General features: G+C 43.6%; 16 protein-coding genes and 4 pseudogenes. 16 read left to right on the top strand and 4 right to left on the bottom strand.

Going from position 1 to position 15636, the window contains the following annotated elements; all coding sequences use genetic code 11:
• Positions 1-22 precede the first annotated feature (22 nt).
• From V7K85_RS18190 to V7K85_RS18175, 4 genes and pseudogenes are all read left to right on the top strand, one after another.
• A pseudogene (locus V7K85_RS18190) lies at positions 23-1759 on the top strand (calcium-binding protein); the annotation flags it as partial.
• 398 nt (positions 1760-2157) lie between these two features.
• The gene (locus V7K85_RS18185; RefSeq protein ID WP_334815176.1) at positions 2158-2388 is read left to right on the top strand and encodes a hypothetical protein; all 231 of its coding nucleotides are present in this window, start codon (positions 2158-2160) and stop codon (positions 2386-2388) included.
• 327 nt (positions 2389-2715) lie between these two features.
• Positions 2716-2865 (top strand): annotated as a pseudogene (locus tag V7K85_RS18180) (calcium-binding protein); the annotation flags it as partial.
• A gap of 81 nt (positions 2866-2946) precedes the next feature.
• Positions 2947-3783: a calcium-binding protein gene (locus tag V7K85_RS18175; RefSeq protein ID WP_334815196.1), complete on the top strand. Its 837-nt coding sequence runs from the start codon at positions 2947-2949 to the stop codon at positions 3781-3783.
• 87 nt (positions 3784-3870) lie between these two features.
• Here V7K85_RS18175 and V7K85_RS18170 read toward each other — a convergent pair whose 3' ends face one another.
• Positions 3871-5217 carry a DUF58 domain-containing protein gene (locus tag V7K85_RS18170; RefSeq protein WP_334815174.1) on the bottom strand — a complete coding sequence of 449 codons (1347 nt, stop codon included), beginning with the start codon at positions 5215-5217 and terminating at the stop codon, positions 3871-3873.
• A gap of 230 nt (positions 5218-5447) precedes the next feature.
• Here V7K85_RS18170 and V7K85_RS18165 point away from each other — a divergent pair, with 230 nt between their 5' ends.
• The 4 genes and pseudogenes from V7K85_RS18165 to V7K85_RS18150 form a co-directional block, all read left to right on the top strand.
• The gene (locus V7K85_RS18165; protein ID WP_334815172.1) at positions 5448-5582 is read left to right on the top strand and encodes a hypothetical protein; all 135 of its coding nucleotides are present in this window, start codon (positions 5448-5450) and stop codon (positions 5580-5582) included.
• Positions 5583-5784: 202 nt separating this feature from the next.
• On the top strand, positions 5785-6024 hold the full coding sequence (locus tag V7K85_RS18160; RefSeq protein ID WP_334815170.1) for a hypothetical protein: 240 nt from the start codon (positions 5785-5787) through the stop codon (positions 6022-6024).
• Positions 6025-6255 (top strand): hypothetical protein, encoded by a 231-nt coding sequence (locus tag V7K85_RS18155; protein ID WP_334815168.1) that lies wholly within the window; start codon positions 6025-6027, stop codon positions 6253-6255.
• A pseudogene (locus tag V7K85_RS18150) lies at positions 6207-6561 on the top strand (AMIN domain-containing protein); the annotation flags it as partial. The gene V7K85_RS18155 and the pseudogene V7K85_RS18150, both read left to right, overlap by 49 nt.
• Positions 6562-6834: 273 nt before the next feature.
• On the opposite strand, the pseudogene V7K85_RS18145 reads toward V7K85_RS18150, so the two are convergent.
• Positions 6835-6957, bottom strand: a pseudogene (locus tag V7K85_RS18145) (DUF4351 domain-containing protein); the annotation flags it as partial.
• Between the two features lie 385 nt (positions 6958-7342).
• Between V7K85_RS18145 and V7K85_RS18140 the strand changes: the two are divergent.
• The 4 genes from V7K85_RS18140 to V7K85_RS18125 all read left to right on the top strand — a co-directional run bounded on the left by V7K85_RS18140 (position 7343) and on the right by V7K85_RS18125 (position 9904).
• Positions 7343-7807 carry a hypothetical protein gene (locus tag V7K85_RS18140; protein ID WP_334815166.1) on the top strand — a complete coding sequence of 155 codons (465 nt, stop codon included), beginning with the start codon at positions 7343-7345 and terminating at the stop codon, positions 7805-7807.
• A 219-nt stretch (positions 7808-8026) separates the two neighbouring features.
• Complete coding sequence (locus V7K85_RS18135; protein WP_334815164.1) at positions 8027-8152, top strand: PepSY-associated TM helix domain-containing protein; 126 nt, start codon at positions 8027-8029, stop codon at positions 8150-8152.
• 8 nt (positions 8153-8160) lie between these two features.
• Complete coding sequence (locus V7K85_RS18130; RefSeq protein WP_334815163.1) at positions 8161-8289, top strand: hypothetical protein; 129 nt, start codon at positions 8161-8163, stop codon at positions 8287-8289.
• 709 nt (positions 8290-8998) lie between these two features.
• The gene (locus tag V7K85_RS18125) at positions 8999-9904 is read left to right on the top strand and encodes a TonB-dependent siderophore receptor (protein WP_334815162.1); all 906 of its coding nucleotides are present in this window, start codon (positions 8999-9001) and stop codon (positions 9902-9904) included.
• A gap of 244 nt (positions 9905-10148) precedes the next feature.
• Here the strand turns inward: V7K85_RS18125 and argJ are convergent, their stop codons facing one another.
• Both argJ and gatB read right to left on the bottom strand, forming a co-directional pair.
• On the bottom strand, positions 10149-11462 hold the full coding sequence (gene argJ, locus V7K85_RS18120) for a bifunctional ornithine acetyltransferase/N-acetylglutamate synthase (protein ID WP_334815161.1): 1314 nt from the start codon (positions 11460-11462) through the stop codon (positions 10149-10151).
• Between the two features lie 852 nt (positions 11463-12314).
• On the bottom strand, positions 12315-13790 hold the full coding sequence (gene gatB, locus V7K85_RS18115; protein WP_334815194.1) for an Asp-tRNA(Asn)/Glu-tRNA(Gln) amidotransferase subunit GatB: 1476 nt from the start codon (positions 13788-13790) through the stop codon (positions 12315-12317).
• 129 nt (positions 13791-13919) lie between these two features.
• Here gatB and V7K85_RS18110 point away from each other — a divergent pair, with 129 nt between their 5' ends.
• The 4 genes from V7K85_RS18110 to V7K85_RS18095 all read left to right on the top strand — a co-directional run bounded on the left by V7K85_RS18110 (position 13920) and on the right by V7K85_RS18095 (position 15531).
• Entirely contained in the window at positions 13920-14072 is a 153-nt protein-coding gene (locus V7K85_RS18110) for a hypothetical protein (RefSeq protein ID WP_334815159.1), read from the top strand.
• A 296-nt stretch (positions 14073-14368) separates the two neighbouring features.
• Positions 14369-14710 carry a hypothetical protein gene (locus V7K85_RS18105; RefSeq protein WP_334815157.1) on the top strand — a complete coding sequence of 114 codons (342 nt, stop codon included), beginning with the start codon at positions 14369-14371 and terminating at the stop codon, positions 14708-14710.
• The gene (locus V7K85_RS18100) at positions 14707-15000 is read left to right on the top strand and encodes a hypothetical protein (protein ID WP_334815155.1); all 294 of its coding nucleotides are present in this window, start codon (positions 14707-14709) and stop codon (positions 14998-15000) included. The genes V7K85_RS18105 and V7K85_RS18100 overlap by 4 nt, the downstream gene beginning before the upstream one ends.
• 180 nt (positions 15001-15180) lie before the next feature.
• On the top strand, positions 15181-15531 hold the full coding sequence (locus V7K85_RS18095) for a hypothetical protein (protein WP_334815153.1): 351 nt from the start codon (positions 15181-15183) through the stop codon (positions 15529-15531).
• Positions 15532-15636 lie beyond the last annotated feature (105 nt).

The following is a 15636-nucleotide window of genomic DNA, read 5'->3' as shown; positions in this document are numbered from 1 at the left end:
TTCATTTAGTCAGGTAAAAATTATGGCAAATATCATTGGAACCGACGGTGATGATACTCTACTGGGTAGTAACGGCGCTGACATCATTGACGGCAAGGATGGCTACGACTTGCTGCGGGGTGGTACGGGGAATGATACCCTGATTGGTGGTACGGGGAATGATACCCTGATTGGTGGCGGTGGCAAGGATGAGTTTGTTTACAACTTGGGCGACGGTAGTGATACTATTACTGATTTCGGTGGCATAGGTAAAGGAATAAACCCAACAGCAGCAGTGATCGCCGAAGTTGATACCATAAAATTCCTTGGTGCTGGGTTAACTGCCCGAAATCTGCTGCTTACCCAGAATGGCAGCAATCTGGAAATCAGCTTTCAAGGGGTTGAAGGGGCGGCTGGTACACAAGTCATCCTGCAAAACTTCAAATTAGAAAACTTGGAGAACCTGAAAGCTTCTGGTACAAGACCAGCCATTGGTAATATCCTGTTTGATGGACAAACTAGCATCACGGACAATTTTAATGTCCTGGATGCCAACTCCACTGAAACTAGCATCGGTATCAAGGACACGGTGACCTTTTTCAATGACCTATCCAACAACATTACGGGTTTAGATAACTCAAATGATGTCATCAATGGTCAGGGGGGTAATGACAAAATCGACGGCTTGAGTGGCAACGATTTGTTGCGCGGTGGTACGGGGAATGATACGCTGATTGGTGGTACGGGGAATGATACGCTGATTGGTGGTACGGGGAATGACTCCCTCGATGGCGATAACCTGCTTTCTGGGGGGGATGGCGATGATTCTCTTTCCGTCTCTGGCTACGACAGCTTCAGCTACCCAAACGACGAATACGACTCTCGCTCGTCTGGCAAGAACACCCTTAACGGTGGCGCTGGTAATGATACCTTGAGTGCTGACGGTTCAACAGGCAATAACCTACTGGATGGTGGCGTTGGCAATGATACTCTCTCCGTCTCTGGCTACTACAAAGGAAATAACTACTTCTTCCAGGAGTCTGGTCCGTCTGGCAATAACACCCTCAACGGTGGTGCTGGTGACGATAACTTGAGTGCTGGCGGTTCAACAGGTGATAACCTACTCAATGGTGGCGATGGCAATGATTCTCTCTCCATCTCTGGCTACTACAGCTATACTCCCTACGAAGACGAGCGCGAACCTCGCGATCTCTCCACGACATACGACTCTCGCTCGTCTGGCAAGAACACCCTCAACGGTGGTGCAGGTAACGATAGCTTGAGTGCTAGCGGTTCAAGAGGTGATAACCTACTCTCTGGTGGCGACGGCAATGATTATATCTTTGCCTCTAATGCGACTGGTAATAACACCCTTTATGGTGACGCTGGCAATGACACCATCTATGGTGGCAATGGCAATGATATCCTCACAGGTGGTTTTGGTAATGATAGCCTAATTGGAGGAGCTGGTACTGATACCTTTGCTTTCAATAGTTACAAGGAAGGTGTTGATCGTCTTTATGACTTCAACGCCACTAATGAACTCATTCAGATATCGGATGCTGGTTTTGGTGGTGGGTTATCAATAGGTTCACTTAAGACGAATCAGTTTACCCTCGGAACATCTGCAACAGCGATCGCTCAACGATTTATCTATGATTTTTCTACAGGTGGACTGTACTTTGACCTTGATGGCAGTGCGGGTGCATTTACTAAGGTACAGTTTGCACAATTATCTGCTGGATTGTCACTAACCAAAAACAATTTTGTGGTTGTTTAATCATAATTAGCATTCTTCTATCACTAGACAGCACGCAATGGGAGGTTCTATTTTAAGCACCTCCCATTATATTGTTGAATACAATTACTGTTAGCAGAGAGTAGATGTTGGATTTTATTCCTCAGCCTTGGTCATGGGTGTAGATAGTTTGCAAGTGTTCATCATAATTCGTAATTACTAATTCGTAATTCGTAATTGAATAGGGGTTGATACCCCCGTTTCTATAAACGGCTTGTTTTGTGTAGGGGTTGAAATCCCCGTCACAAAACATAATTACTGTCTTTTTAGCGCGAAGGAGTCCGCGTTCGCCTCTGGTCTGGTAGAGAGCGTCATTACGAATTACGAACTACGAAATTGTTTAAGTCTGCGTTCATAATTTTGGTAACCTATAGCGATTCTTGTTTAGATACAAAACATTGCCAGGCGATCGCTTAATCTTGATCATAGCTGCAACTACACCCAACCCAGGTGTTAGCGTTGGCGTCACCTCTGGTAGAGAAGCTTACCATACCCCTACGGGGATCTTACTACGCGTAGCGTTCCGCAGGAAAAGTATCGCTGCGATCAAAGTCAAATATGTATTTTTTGATCAGTCCTTTGAGCATTTGCCTGCTGCTTTCTGTAAATAAATAATTGCCTATAAACTCTAAAAATGTGAAGAGTACACGAAGAGAAGTACTAATACATATACTTATCAGCAAATAATGTCAAGAAAATGTAAAGATTCTGCTAGAATCAGTATAAACGTCTAAGTAAATACGCTAATATATAGTCGTCATTATCGGGTTATTTAGATGTTCCCTATTTTCAAGCTAGACACCCACGGACAATAGCCCACAACGAGGCCATAAAAATATCTTTTCTCTATTAAGAGTATTAAGAGTCAATTGTTCGCTATTTTGAAGACAGTAAGACTTAAGCATTGATAACAAAACCAACTATCAAATGATGTCGTTAATGGTCAGGGTGGTAATGACAAAATCAATGGCTTGAGTGGCAACGACTTGCTGCGCGGTGGTGCGGGGAATGATACCCTGATTGGTGGTGCGGGGAATGATACCCTGATTGGTGGTGCGGGGAATGATACCCTGATTGGTGGTACGGGGAATGATACCCTGATTGGCGATAACCTCCTTTCTGGAGACGATGGCAATGATTTTCTTTCCGTCTCTGGCTACTACAGCTTCGTGTACTTAAACGACTACTACGACTCTCGCTCGTCTGGCAAGAACACCCTCAACGGTGGCGCTGGGGACGATAACTTGAGTGCTAGCGGTTCAACAGGCAATAATTTGCTCTCCGGGGGCGATGGCAATGATTCTCTCTCTGTTTCTGGCTCCTACGGAGGAGATCCCTACGCCTTTACGGACTCTCGTTCGTCTGGCAATAATACCCTCAACGGTGGTGCTGGTAACGATACCTTGAGTGCTAGCGGTTCAACAGGCAATAATTTGCTCTCCGGGGGCGATGGCAATGATTCTCTCTCCATCGCCGGCTACATCGAATCCTTTCCCAGCGAAGATCCGTACTCACTACGCGACTCAGGTAGCACAATCGACTCTCACTCGTCTGGCAATAACACTCTCAACGGTGGTGCTGGTAACGATACCTTGAGTGCTAGCGGTTCAACAGGCAAGAACCTGCTGTCTGGGGGCGATGGCAATGATATCCTGACAGGTGGTTTTGGTAATGACACCCTCTATGGAAATAATGGTACTGATACCTTTGCTTTCAATAGTTACAATCAAGGGATTGACACTATTTATGACTTCAACGCCACTAATGAATTGATTCAGGTATCGGCTGCTGGTTTTGGTGGCGGGTTATCAATCGGTTCACTTCAGACAAATCAGTTTAGCCTGGGAACATCTGCAACGGCGATCGCTCAACGATTTATCTATGACAATTCTACAGGTGGACTGTACTTTGACGAAGATGGCAGTGCGTCTGGGTTTACTCAGGTAAAATTTGTACAACTATCTGCTGGATTGTCATTAAGCGAAAACAATTTTGTGGTTGTTTAATCTTCATTAGCGCTCTGCTATCACTCCAAGTACAGTTTGCGAGGTGCTATTTTAAGCACCTCACATTCGATTAATCAATGCAATTATCTAAAGTTGATTTCGCGCTTTGAGTTGCAGATATCGCTCAACTAACTGATCGGCAATTTGATTTGCTGGTGCATCTAGTACCAATACACCTTTTTGTTTCAGCTGGGCAAATGCTACTTGTCGTTGCATTAATAAATCGAGTGCCACTGCACGGGCATAAGCATCTGTAACATCATCTGTGAAGGTGTGTGCCAGACGATCAACTTGCGGATCTCGCAGAGTCACGCCAAATGGCAGATAGCGGGGTGCTAGCTTGGAGAGTGCGGCCAGCAGTTCTGTAGAGGCGGTGACATCAACTAAGTCGGTAATCACCACCACTAGCGCCCTGCGAGTTTGACGCTGCAAAACATATGTCACCGCCCCCAAATAATCAGATTCAAATAACACTGGTTGAATTGGAGTCAGGCGATCAATTAGCTGATTCAAATGATGTTGACCGCGTTCTGGGGGAATCCACGTATGTATCTGGCGGTCAAATACACCAACACCCACGCGATCGCCTCGATGTAAACCCGCCAATGCTAAGGATAAAGTTGCATTCAAACCCCAGTCGAATCGCTGCAAATTCTGCACTTTTGCTGTCATCAACCGTCCGCGATCAAGCAAGATCAATAAAGTTTGTTCCTGTTCTGGTTCCAGAACCCTCACCAGTGGCGTTGCATTCCCATAGGCCCCAACCCGACGGGCGGTAGCTTTCCAATCAATAAACCGCAAATCGTCACCAGTGCGATAGTTCCGCAGTTCGGCAAACTCTGTACCAATACCAGTTTGGCGAGATTGGCGGATTGATCCTGATGATTGCAATGTTAAACGAATTGTGAGCGATCGCAACCCCACTAAATCAGGATAAATTTTCACTGGCAGACTTTGGGAAATTTGCCAATCATCCCAAGCTAATCCCCAAAGTCCCAACTGTCGGACTTGAATATTTCCCCAAGGAAACTCTCCCCGCTGTGTCGGGTTGACGGTATACGTTAATTCTTGGGTGCTGTTACTCTTAACAATAGCCTGGAGTGCGGGTGCAGATACGCCAAATCCTGTTGGGTAGTAGTCGCAGATTTCAATTAAGGCGTTGGCATTTGGCGATGTTACTTTTAGGATCACCGGATTATCCCGCCCAATCGATAATCGTGACGGTAATTCCCGGGTAATTTGCACGCGAGAACGCCGCACCCGTAAACCATCTATAACCATCAATCCTAGAATGATCGCATCAAATAACAAAGTGATGGCGATCGTTGCTCTAATACTGAGAAAAAGGGATAGGATCGGGGCTGCTGCTACGCCCGTCGTAGATATTACTATACCCAAAACCAACAATAAATAAACTCGTCTGGAAGGAACCATTTTTGAGAGTGAGAATTTAGGAGAATGACGATTAGCTTAACCTACGTCATTATGGGCAAAGCGGTTAAAGAGGAAGTCTAGGGCAATGTCGGTAGCTGTCAAATTGCGGTTTTGCATGGCGTTTGCGAATTAAAAAGCTTAATAGCAATCCTAAATCATTAAGGATAAATTGTAGTAAAATTATTGACAATAGTTAGCATTAGTTGAATCCTATCTACCAGTCGCCAACTATGACCATTACCCCCACTATCTCAGAGTGGCAAGAATTGTGGGCAGAAACTGCCAAAAATAGCCAGCAAAATTCATCAGAGCCATTTGAATCCTATTGTGAAGTACCCAAACAACTTGGCAAAGGATATGTGTGAAATATCGAAGTGTACCCCCAACTGTGGTTTGCGATTGAGGACTACAAATATTATGCCCCAAGCGACGGGGCAGCTTTCCTTGTAGCCTACAAGGTTGTACTGGTTTCCTGCCGCTTTCAATAAAGATGCAAATTATTCTTATCTACAGCTTACAATTAGCCGTCTAGATTGACCATTTACCTGACCTACCCCAAGACTCACCATGACCATCACTATCTCACAGAAGGCACACAAAGAACTGTGGCAGGAAGCTGAAGCAACCACCCGTTTGATGCCTGCAACGGCTCAATCCAATCAGTGGGATCAGATCTGGCAATATCCGCCTACTTTGGGGCAGGGATTGATTCGGAGAATCCCGTTGCGTAAAGGAATATGGTTGTCGATTTATCACTATCAACTGCACGATGATCTCGTAGTCGGGGGTTCCGATTATTTTCAATAGATGGGATTCAGTTTTTTTCTGCAAGGGGAATACACCTATGATGACGTGCTGCATGAAGCTGGGCAGCATCTTGTTTGCGGTAGTGGAAACCAAGCCGCAGCCGTTCGTAAAGAATTTACCAAGCAGCGATTTTTGCAAATTGATGTAGGACTGCAACCAGGGGTGCTGCGATCGTTTATGGGCGTCTACCGAGTGGGGATGCATTCACATTCCGCTCCCAAAAACCAATAACGGGAATTACTAAAATAACAGTAATAAATATTGATGCCAATACTATTCGAGTCACAGTCACAGGGGAAACGAGTTTACCAACAGTCGAGTTATATGACAGTGCCGACGAGGGTATAATCTTCTCTGTTGCTAGTACTGCACCCTCCACCTCACCTCAAACGCAACCGCAAACACAGCAGCCCCCAAACCAAACGCAACCAAGTCAACCATCGGCAGCAGGTGATGAGCCAATAGAGTTGGTGTTGACAGGGGAACAAGATGGGTATCGCGTACCAGATGCATACAACTGCCACCAAAACCGATACTATAAGCAAGACAGGTTCCGGGCATCACTTAACTTCAAGAATTTGTTTGACGTTAACTATTTTGAATCTGCTCAGGATAGGCTAAATGTTTTTTATGGCGATCCGTTCGCAGTGCAGGCCACGATTCGGTGGGAGCTTTAAGGTCAGTGAGGTGAATGGAGGGCGATGAGCGTCGGCTGAACAACTTGCTTTAATACAGTTTTAATTTGTGGACAACCTATAAAATTCAATCTGCAAGTTTGAAAGGATTAGGGCAAAGCTTGGGGCTAGAAGCTCATCGCGCTTCTAGCCTTGAGAGTAAATCAGCCACACTAGTAAAATCTAACAGTGCCTCACCAAGATTTTCTAATTGTTCTAAATAGAGAGTTTCGATGCGCTCTAGCACATCTTGAGGCAATACTCAGTTCGTTTTGGTTATTTTCAACTAGCGATAGGCTGTCGCCCCAGCCCCGCCAAGGGCGATCGCAACGTATGACTAATTCTCAAACTAACCATGCCAAACCAAATTGGGTAAATATAAACATTTCTTCTGAGTTGCGATCCTCTATCAATAAGGATCTTCGACTGGCAGCACTTGGCATTTTTAGCTTTTAGATCAACCTGAAAGTTGCAATCCAATTAAATTTTGTTAACTTAAAAGTAAGAAAAAATATCTCACCTATACTAAATTGGGATTAGATATATTTTTTTAAAACCAGGATCAAGTCTTGAAAAACGCCTGTTTCAAGCTTTTTTCAAGTCTGTCTTAATTACGAATTAGGAATTACGAATTAGGAATTACTATGACACCTGAAAAGGAAATTCAGCAGCAAATTGCCGAAAATATCGTCTCATTGAGTGAAGTATTGTTTAGTGCCCAAGCATGGAAGTTCTTCCAAAGACTAGGCAGGGGCTACCTATATCTGCATAAAGTACTCCAAATTGAGCATACTAGTGGCAATAATTTTTCGCTAATTGAAGGTGCATCGCAGCTAGGAGACAGAATGTATTATACTGCTAAAGGCACTGAAGCTTGGCAGATGATGCAACTCTCAGCAGCAGCCGCTAGACAACCAATACTATATGCCCAGTTTTGCGCTTTCATTGACAACTACGACCCAAGAAAAGAGTTTGTAGTAATTGTGGGTTTTAATTATGGTTCTGATGCTAGAGAATATTTCTTTTTAAGAAGACCAGAAATTCCCCCTGAGCAAGCTTTTACAATTGTGAGCGATCGCCCCTTAGAATTTGGCATCGAATCACTATAATCTTGATCACAAAGAATTCAGAAGTCAGTCGCCAGAATTAAGAATTGAATTGGAGTGCGACTGGTAAGGCAGCGTGGGGACAGTCCTAAATCATTTGTGAACAGGCAACTTTGGGTCGTTCTAGTGTGTCGTTAGATCACATACACAGGTGAAGTTGTTCAATTCAAAGATGCACTCAATAAATCTCTGGGCGACAAAGTTTTAGACTCATTTCCACCATTGCATTTTGGTACTTTTGGTGGATTCCCAACACGTATACTCCACGTCTTTGTGGGACTTGCACCGCTAATTCTGTTTGTTACTGGTTTTGTGATCTGGTGGTATCGTTACCCTTGCAAAATTTAGGAGTAGCTATGTCTGACGACAAGCCGAGTCAGCGTCTACGCCCAATAAAAAAAGGGAATAGGGAATACCCTATCCCCATTGCCATGAACCGCAACCGCTTATTAGAAGCAATTTGCACTTATTCTGGCGATGTATGAGGAAATAATTAAGAATAGTTTACATTTAATTCCTCTTTTGAGCTAGTAATTTCAGGATTTTCTGAGATTTATTAGTAGTTGCGAAAGCTTACACAGTTTACTTTTAACCCAAAATATCCTGCTTATACTGAAAATTAATCTCTAAAGAGTAATTGATAATAATTTATTATAGATTAGTAGTTGCTGAGCGCGCAATTTCTTTATATACTAATTCTATTAAATAAAAAAATATCAATAATTTTTCAAGCGAGGTCAATAGACGAGTACCAACCAACCAGCTAACGGTTTCAGAAAGCGATTTTTCCTTCCCTGACCTAGCCGAAAAGGTGCAAGTTAACAAGAGCATCTACTTGCAATAAGCCATAACCGCTATATAGGAGAGTATAGCGGTTTTATTTTATGACTTATCGCGCATCAGTTTGGTCAAGCCTGAACCTGTAATACTTCATTTCTACTCTTTGGTTATTAGAAAGTTTAGTTGAATTTTCTTGCCCAGCTTGGATTTAGAGTTCTGTCAGTTCCAGTGGTAAATGCTCGTAAGAAACAAACATATTTTGGTGCATTAGACTAGAAAACGAAAGAATTTCTAACTGACGCCGCTAATAAATGCCAGAACTGATCGGGTTGCAGTTAACTTCTATTCTGGTGGAGCAAAGTGGAGTGCAAAGGTTGCTACGACTGAAGTCCGAAACTATTACCCGAATTTATCATGCCAGGGGAATTTTGCTCTGCCGTTTGGAGAATCCACCATCGCTACTGGTGGTCACTGAGCTTTGCCGTACCACTTTCCTACGGAACGCTCCGCGAACGTGGAAGCAAGCTACGCGCAGCGTCTCTTAGAGAAGTGCGGGCTATTCGGCGATCGCACCAAGATTACATTCACAACCGATCACAATCTAGTGATGCATTTAGTCCGCGTGTTGGTCTTGTCTATCAACCTCTAGCGCCGATTTCGTTGTATGCCAGCTATAGTCGTTCCTTTACCCCAAACAGTGGAAACGCTTTTGATGGCAGTGCATTTAAACCACTGTACGGCACTTCCTATGAAGTGGATATCAAAGGCGATATCGGCAATCGAGTGTCGGCGACCCTTGCCTTTTACGATTTGACACTCTCCAATGTGCTGACGGATGATCCAGACCATACAGGCTATTTGATCCTAACAGGTGAGCAGCGCAGCAAAGGGGTTGAACTCAGCCTTGCCGGTGAAATTTTACCAGGATGGAACGTTATTGCGGGCTACGCTTACACGGATGCAGAAGTTACCAAAGACACTGACCCTAGTCAGGTAGGTAAGGTGCTGAACAATATTCCCAAACATAGCTTTAACATCTGGACAAGCTATAAAATTCAAACGGGCAGTCTGAAAGGATTTGGTGTTGGTAGAGGATTGTTTTTTGTAGGTGATAGACAAGGAGATCTAGCAAATACCTTTGAATTACCGAGTTATCTCCGCACCGATGCTGCCATCTTCTATAAACGAGACAGATTCCGGGCAGCGATTAATTTCAAGAATTTGTTTAACGTGGACTATTTTGACTCTGCTCGGAACCAGTTGAATGTTTACTATGGTGATCCATTCGCCGTGCAGGGCACGATTTCGTGGCAATTTTAGGAGAAGTACGAGCCAGAAAAGCGTGGCAAAAACTTTTTCCATGTCACTGATTCTCGGTGAAATCGAAAAAGTAAAACTACTGTCCCACAAAGGTTTTAGCGTCAGCTTCCGCGTTGCCAAAAAATGGATCAAGTCGAGCTTAGTTGACGTGGGAAAAGGTGAATGCAGCGATGAAGGATGTTGAAGATTTAAGTTGTTTAAATAGGGACTTAGCGTTAGCTAGTTGTAAACAAGTCGGAGTAGCTCACGTAGTATACTCGGCGTTAATCTTCACATAGTCATAACTCAAATCGCAACCCCAAGCTTTACCTGCACCATGACCGTTGCCAACGCTGACTGCAATGATCACCGGATTATCTACTCGTTGAGCCTTGATAGTGCTTCTATCAAAGGACAAATCATTACTATTATTGGTGGCAATGAAATCTTTGGGCAGGAAAGAATCAACAGCAGTTTGCTTCAAATAAGCGCTTGCTGCTGCACGATCAAAGGTTAAAGGTTGACCATTTTCCAACATTAAGAAATCGCCTAGCTTAATTTGCAGGTCTTCTTGCTCAAAGGGCACACCTGCACGTCCAGCAGCGGCGGCGATGCGTCCCCAGTTGGGATCACGTCCAAAGATTGCAGATTTAACTAAGGATGAACCAGCAATGGTTTTGGCTATTTGTCGGGCTGATAGTTCATCATGGGCCCCTGTCACTTCCACTTCAATTAGACAGGTTGCGCCTTCACCATCACGAGCGATCGCTTTGGCTAAATGCTGACAAACTGCTGTTAACATCGCCTCTAATTTCTCTGCTTCTGCACCCAATTCTGTAATTGCTGGGGTGCGAGATTGACCGTTTGCCAAAGCGATTAAGCTATCGTTGGTGCTGGTATCACCATCCACGGTAATCGAATTAAAGCTTCTATCGGCTGCCCTTGCTAACATCTGCTGCCAAAGGGCTGATGAAACGGCTGCATCACAAGTAACAAATGCCAGCATGGTTGCCATGTTGGGGTGAATCATGCCAGAACCCTTGGCAATACCGCCAATTCGTACCGGGCGATCATTTATAGTTGTCTCTAGGGCAATGGATTTTGTTACCAAGTCTGTAGTGATAATCGCCCCGGCGGCGGCATCTGAGCCTGTTTCTGAGAGTGCTGCTACTACCTTGGGAATCCCGCTTCGCAAAGCATCCATCTTTATTCTTTGACCAATCACGCCAGTGGAAGCCAATAACACAGATTCAGATGGGATGTTCAGTGCTTGGCCTACTGCCATAGCAGATTCTAAGGTATCAAGGTAGCCTTGAGTCCCTGTAGCGGCATTTGCTTGTCCAGCGTTGCAGAGGATGGCACGAGCGCTATGTTTGGCTTGCAAGCGTTGGCGACAATATTCTACGCAGGCAGCTTTAACCTGGCTAGTGGTGAATACACCCGCTGCGATCGCTTCCACCTCTGAGAATATCAGAGCTAAATCTGGCAACCCCGAAGGTTTCAACCCTGCGGTAATTCCTGCCGCCTGATACCCCCTTGGTGCTGTGATGCCACCTGTTATTTCTTGCCAATCTGCCATTATTCTTCCTTACAATTATCAATTTTGATTCAATTTGTGCTTTGGAAAAGTGCTGAGTTAGGAGTTAGGAGTTAAGAGTTATTATTCTTCCCCTGCTCCCCAGTCCCTTTTGTTGTGAGTTTATTTGCTGATGGCAATAATAATGCACTAGTTGGCGATTGGCATAATTGTTTTTACCTTTCTTATGACGAAAGACAAAAGCAAAAAAGGAGAGCGACCTAAGTAGCTCTCCAGATCATCAGGGTACATCTACTTACTACACTCTATCATTTATTATCTAAGGGTTAATACTTATTTATTTAAATTATTTTTCATAATATTATCAGGTTATCCGTAAATGCCACTAAAATAAAATAAAAAAGAGAGCCACTTAGGCAGCTCTCCAGATCATCAGGGTGCATCTACCTACCACAGCATATCATTTTAGGTATGCGGGTTGCTACCAGTTTTTATGTGAAGATTCTGTGAAGAAGCACCGGGAAAATACTTACTTGAGGCATTGGGCAATTCAATTTTGGATTTTGGATTGATGATTTTAGATTAAATTTCAATTCTTTAATCCAAAATCGTTCGACTGAGCCTACTCCTACGGAGAAGCAAGCTACGCGCAGCGTCTCGTAGAGAAGCCGAAGTCTAAAATCTAAAATTCTTACTCCCCCGCCCCTTTCACCCAGCAAAGTTGATTTTACAGACTACTAGAGCATCGATTCAGTAATCAAAAACCTAATCCCCAGCCCCCTTTTCTACCAGTGTTGGGAGAGCTAAACTTCCCTCTGTGCTTGCCTAATGGCAGGTTGACCCAAGGTCGAGGGGTTAGGGGAGAGGTTCTTTCAGGATTACTGAATTGATGTTCTAGGCGTTAAGTTTTTTCTCCACCAATTCGTTAGTCAGCTTAGGATCAGCACGTTTGCCTGTCTTTTTCAAAACTTGTCCAACAAAGAAGCCTTTGAGGTTGGTGTTACCGTTGCGATACTTTTCTAGTTCTTTGGGATTGGCGGCTATGACTTGATCAACGATGGGTTCCAGTACATTAGGATCGGTAATTAACTCTTGACCAGCAAAGGCTTTTTCAGGAGAAATACCACTGAGCAAATCTGGCAGCTTTTCTTTAGCTTGAGCATTGCTAATTTTGCCCGTTTCAATGCGAGTGATGATCTCAGCTAAATTGGTGGGAGTCAGGGCGATTTCAGTAATACTGAGTTTTTGCTTATTCAGGTGTGCTGCGATATCTTGAGTAATCCAGTTTGCAGCAGCTTTCGGATTTGCTCCAGCTGCGATCGCAGTTTCAAAATATTCCGCTACGGGATGATCTTCTGTCAACACGCGCGCATCGTAAGTCGAAAGCCCCAACTCACTTTCATAATGATGGCGTTTTTGGGCTGGTAATTCTGGTAATTCGCTGCGCCATTGCTCTAATTGGGCATCCGACACCTCAATTGGTGCTAAATCTGGTTCGGGGAAGTAGCGGTAATCGCTAGAACCTTCCTTCACCCGCATACTACTTGTGCGTTGAGTGCCTTCTTCCCACAGACGAGTTTCTTGGATAATCCGATCGCCTGCTTCGATGGCGGCAATTTGGCGCTCAATTTCGTAGTCGATCGCCCGTTGGATGGCGTTGAACGAGTTCATGTTTTTAATTTCTACCTTAGTGCCAAACTCCTCTCGCCCCACCGGACGCACGGAAATGTTGACATCGCAGCGCAGAGATCCTTCTTGCATATTGCCGTCACTCACGCCGAGATACCGCACAATTCGGCGCAACTCTTCAGCATATTCAGCAGCTTCTAGTCCAGAACGCAGGTCAGGTTCTGAGACAATTTCTACTAATGGTATACCTGCGCGATTGTAGTCTACCAGAGAATAGGAAGAACCGGAAAGGCGCTCACTGCCGGCGTGTACCAATTTTCCAGCATCTTCCTCCATGTGCAGACGGGTAATCCCAATGCGTTTGCGAGTGGGGTTACCCTCAGCATCCACCAACTCAATTTCTAACCAACCATGTTCTGCGATCGGTAGATCATATTGAGAAATTTGGTAATTTTTCGGTAAGTCAGGATAAAAATACTGTTTCCGGTCAAATTTGCTATATCTAGCGATTTGACAATTTAGTGCCAAACCAGCCTTGACGGCGTATTCTAATACTTTTTCATTGAGTACAGGTAAGACCCCAGGTAAACCCATACAAACCGGGTCAATGTTAGTATTAGGGTCAGCACCGAATGCCGTAGAGCTATTAGAGAAAATCTTGGTATTGGTACTCAGCTGACAATGGGTTTCTAGACCAATAATCGCTTCATACTCAGTTTTTACGGTCGTAGCAGTGGTCATAATATCAATATTTGGGCATAATCCTTGTAGTGGTACTATTGTAGCGGCGTATTGAATCGCCCTGAAGACGGTTATTTGGGTGAGCAATGCTTACCCTTTTGAGCTTGAAAAGGAAGATGTAAACCGAAGGTGAAGAAAATCTTAATCATTGGTTCTGGGGGTACTGGTAAATCTACCCAAGCTCGCGAACTGGGAACCATCTTAGGCTTAGAAGTCATCCACTTGGATGCTTGGTACTCGAATCCTGGCTGGGTTGAGACTATTACCAGTAGCCAAGGATAAATTACTATAATAAGTTATTAAATTCAATAAAGTTCAGTCAAGGATTTCTTCCTTCTCTGTGTGTCCTCTGCGCCTCTGTGATACCCTGCGGGAAGCCCTACGGGTGACGCTCGTACCTCTCTAGGAGACGCGCAAGGGACGCTACCGCTACGTTCGCGCAGCGTCTCGTAGAGAAGACAGCCAGTTCCTTTATGCCTCTTAACCCGTCCACCGGACTGGCTCACCGCTTTGCATCTACGTTAAAAAAATTGACTTTGACGACTTTGACAAAGAGTTTTAGCCTTAACTAAACCGTATTGGTATTAAATTGGCAAATTAGGTCAGGAGCAACCAAGATTATTATTGATATCAAGATAGCAGTAAATGCTGCCTATGAATACATAAAATCCTTGCAAGAAATGATGGGTTCTTCATTAAGAGATTTGAGACTTGAAGAAGTTCAACTTTCTGAGGATAAAAGCTTATGGTTGATTACTTTAGGGTTTTATATTCCTAAAAAAGCTCCTAAAAGCCCTTTGGAAAACTTAATGGCTACCTCTCTTGCTTCTACCACTGTGTTGTATGAACGAGAATATAAACTTTTTAAAGTAAATTCTCAAACTGGCGAAGTAGAAGCAATGAAAATTAGAAAAGTATGAAAGATTTGATTGCTTCACTTATGCGTCGTTATTGCCAAAAAGGGGTTTTAATTGATACAAATATCCTGCTTCTCTTCTTAGTTGGGAGCGTCAATCAAAAACGAATAACTAAATTTAATCGAACCCAGCAATTTATACCAGAACATTATGAGCTTCTGCTAGCATTTATTGCAAAATTTCAAAAGCTTGTAACAACTCCGAATATTCTGACAGAAGTTAATAGCCTTGCAAATCAACTTGGTGAACCTGAACGTTCTCAGTGCTTTGCAATTATTTGCTCAATTTGCTAAAAATGTTGCTCTTTTGGATGAATACTACGTAAAGAGTTTAGATGCTGTTAATACTGAGGTTTAATGCCTATGATATAGACCAAAACTATACTTTTTCTAAATGCTTTAGTTACTTGTCAGAAATTATATTAGAAAAAACTAAAGCTTTACTGCAAATAATTTAAAACTGAGAGTAATAGCATGAAATACACTTTTGATATTGTCGGAGTATCTCCACTTTTGCAGTTTTTTAATCAGCAACAGCAAAATGGGCAAAAACCACCCCACCAAGGCGTGGAATATTTGGGAATGTATACGTGTACACTAGATACGTTTCTAGAATCGCTGGAATCAGTTCCAGCAAAGTGGGGTTGGAATCTAGATCAAGTGGTAGATACCGTGATTCAGTTTTGGTTGAACAACTCAGAAAGTATTCGTTATTGGAAAGTACGTTTAAGTGATGCTGGTAAGGATAATTTACTAGTCGCAAGATTGGCGGATATAACTGCCTTACAAGCTGAATTTGAATCCCTACTAGATAAGCAGTGGTGAAGAGATAGGTAGAACTAGTGCGATTCGTTGATTAGTAAATCGCGGTATTCAGCCCGTAAATAACTAATCCAGCCCGACAGCAGATTACTGTCACTAAAGGCTGAA

Origin of the sequence: Nostoc sp., assembly GCF_036917615.1 — a bacterium.
Classification (GTDB): Bacteria; Cyanobacteriota; Cyanobacteriia; order Cyanobacteriales; family Nostocaceae; genus Nostoc.
Note: the sequence above shows the minus strand (reverse complement) of the source record. Positions and strands in the feature narration are given on the sequence as shown.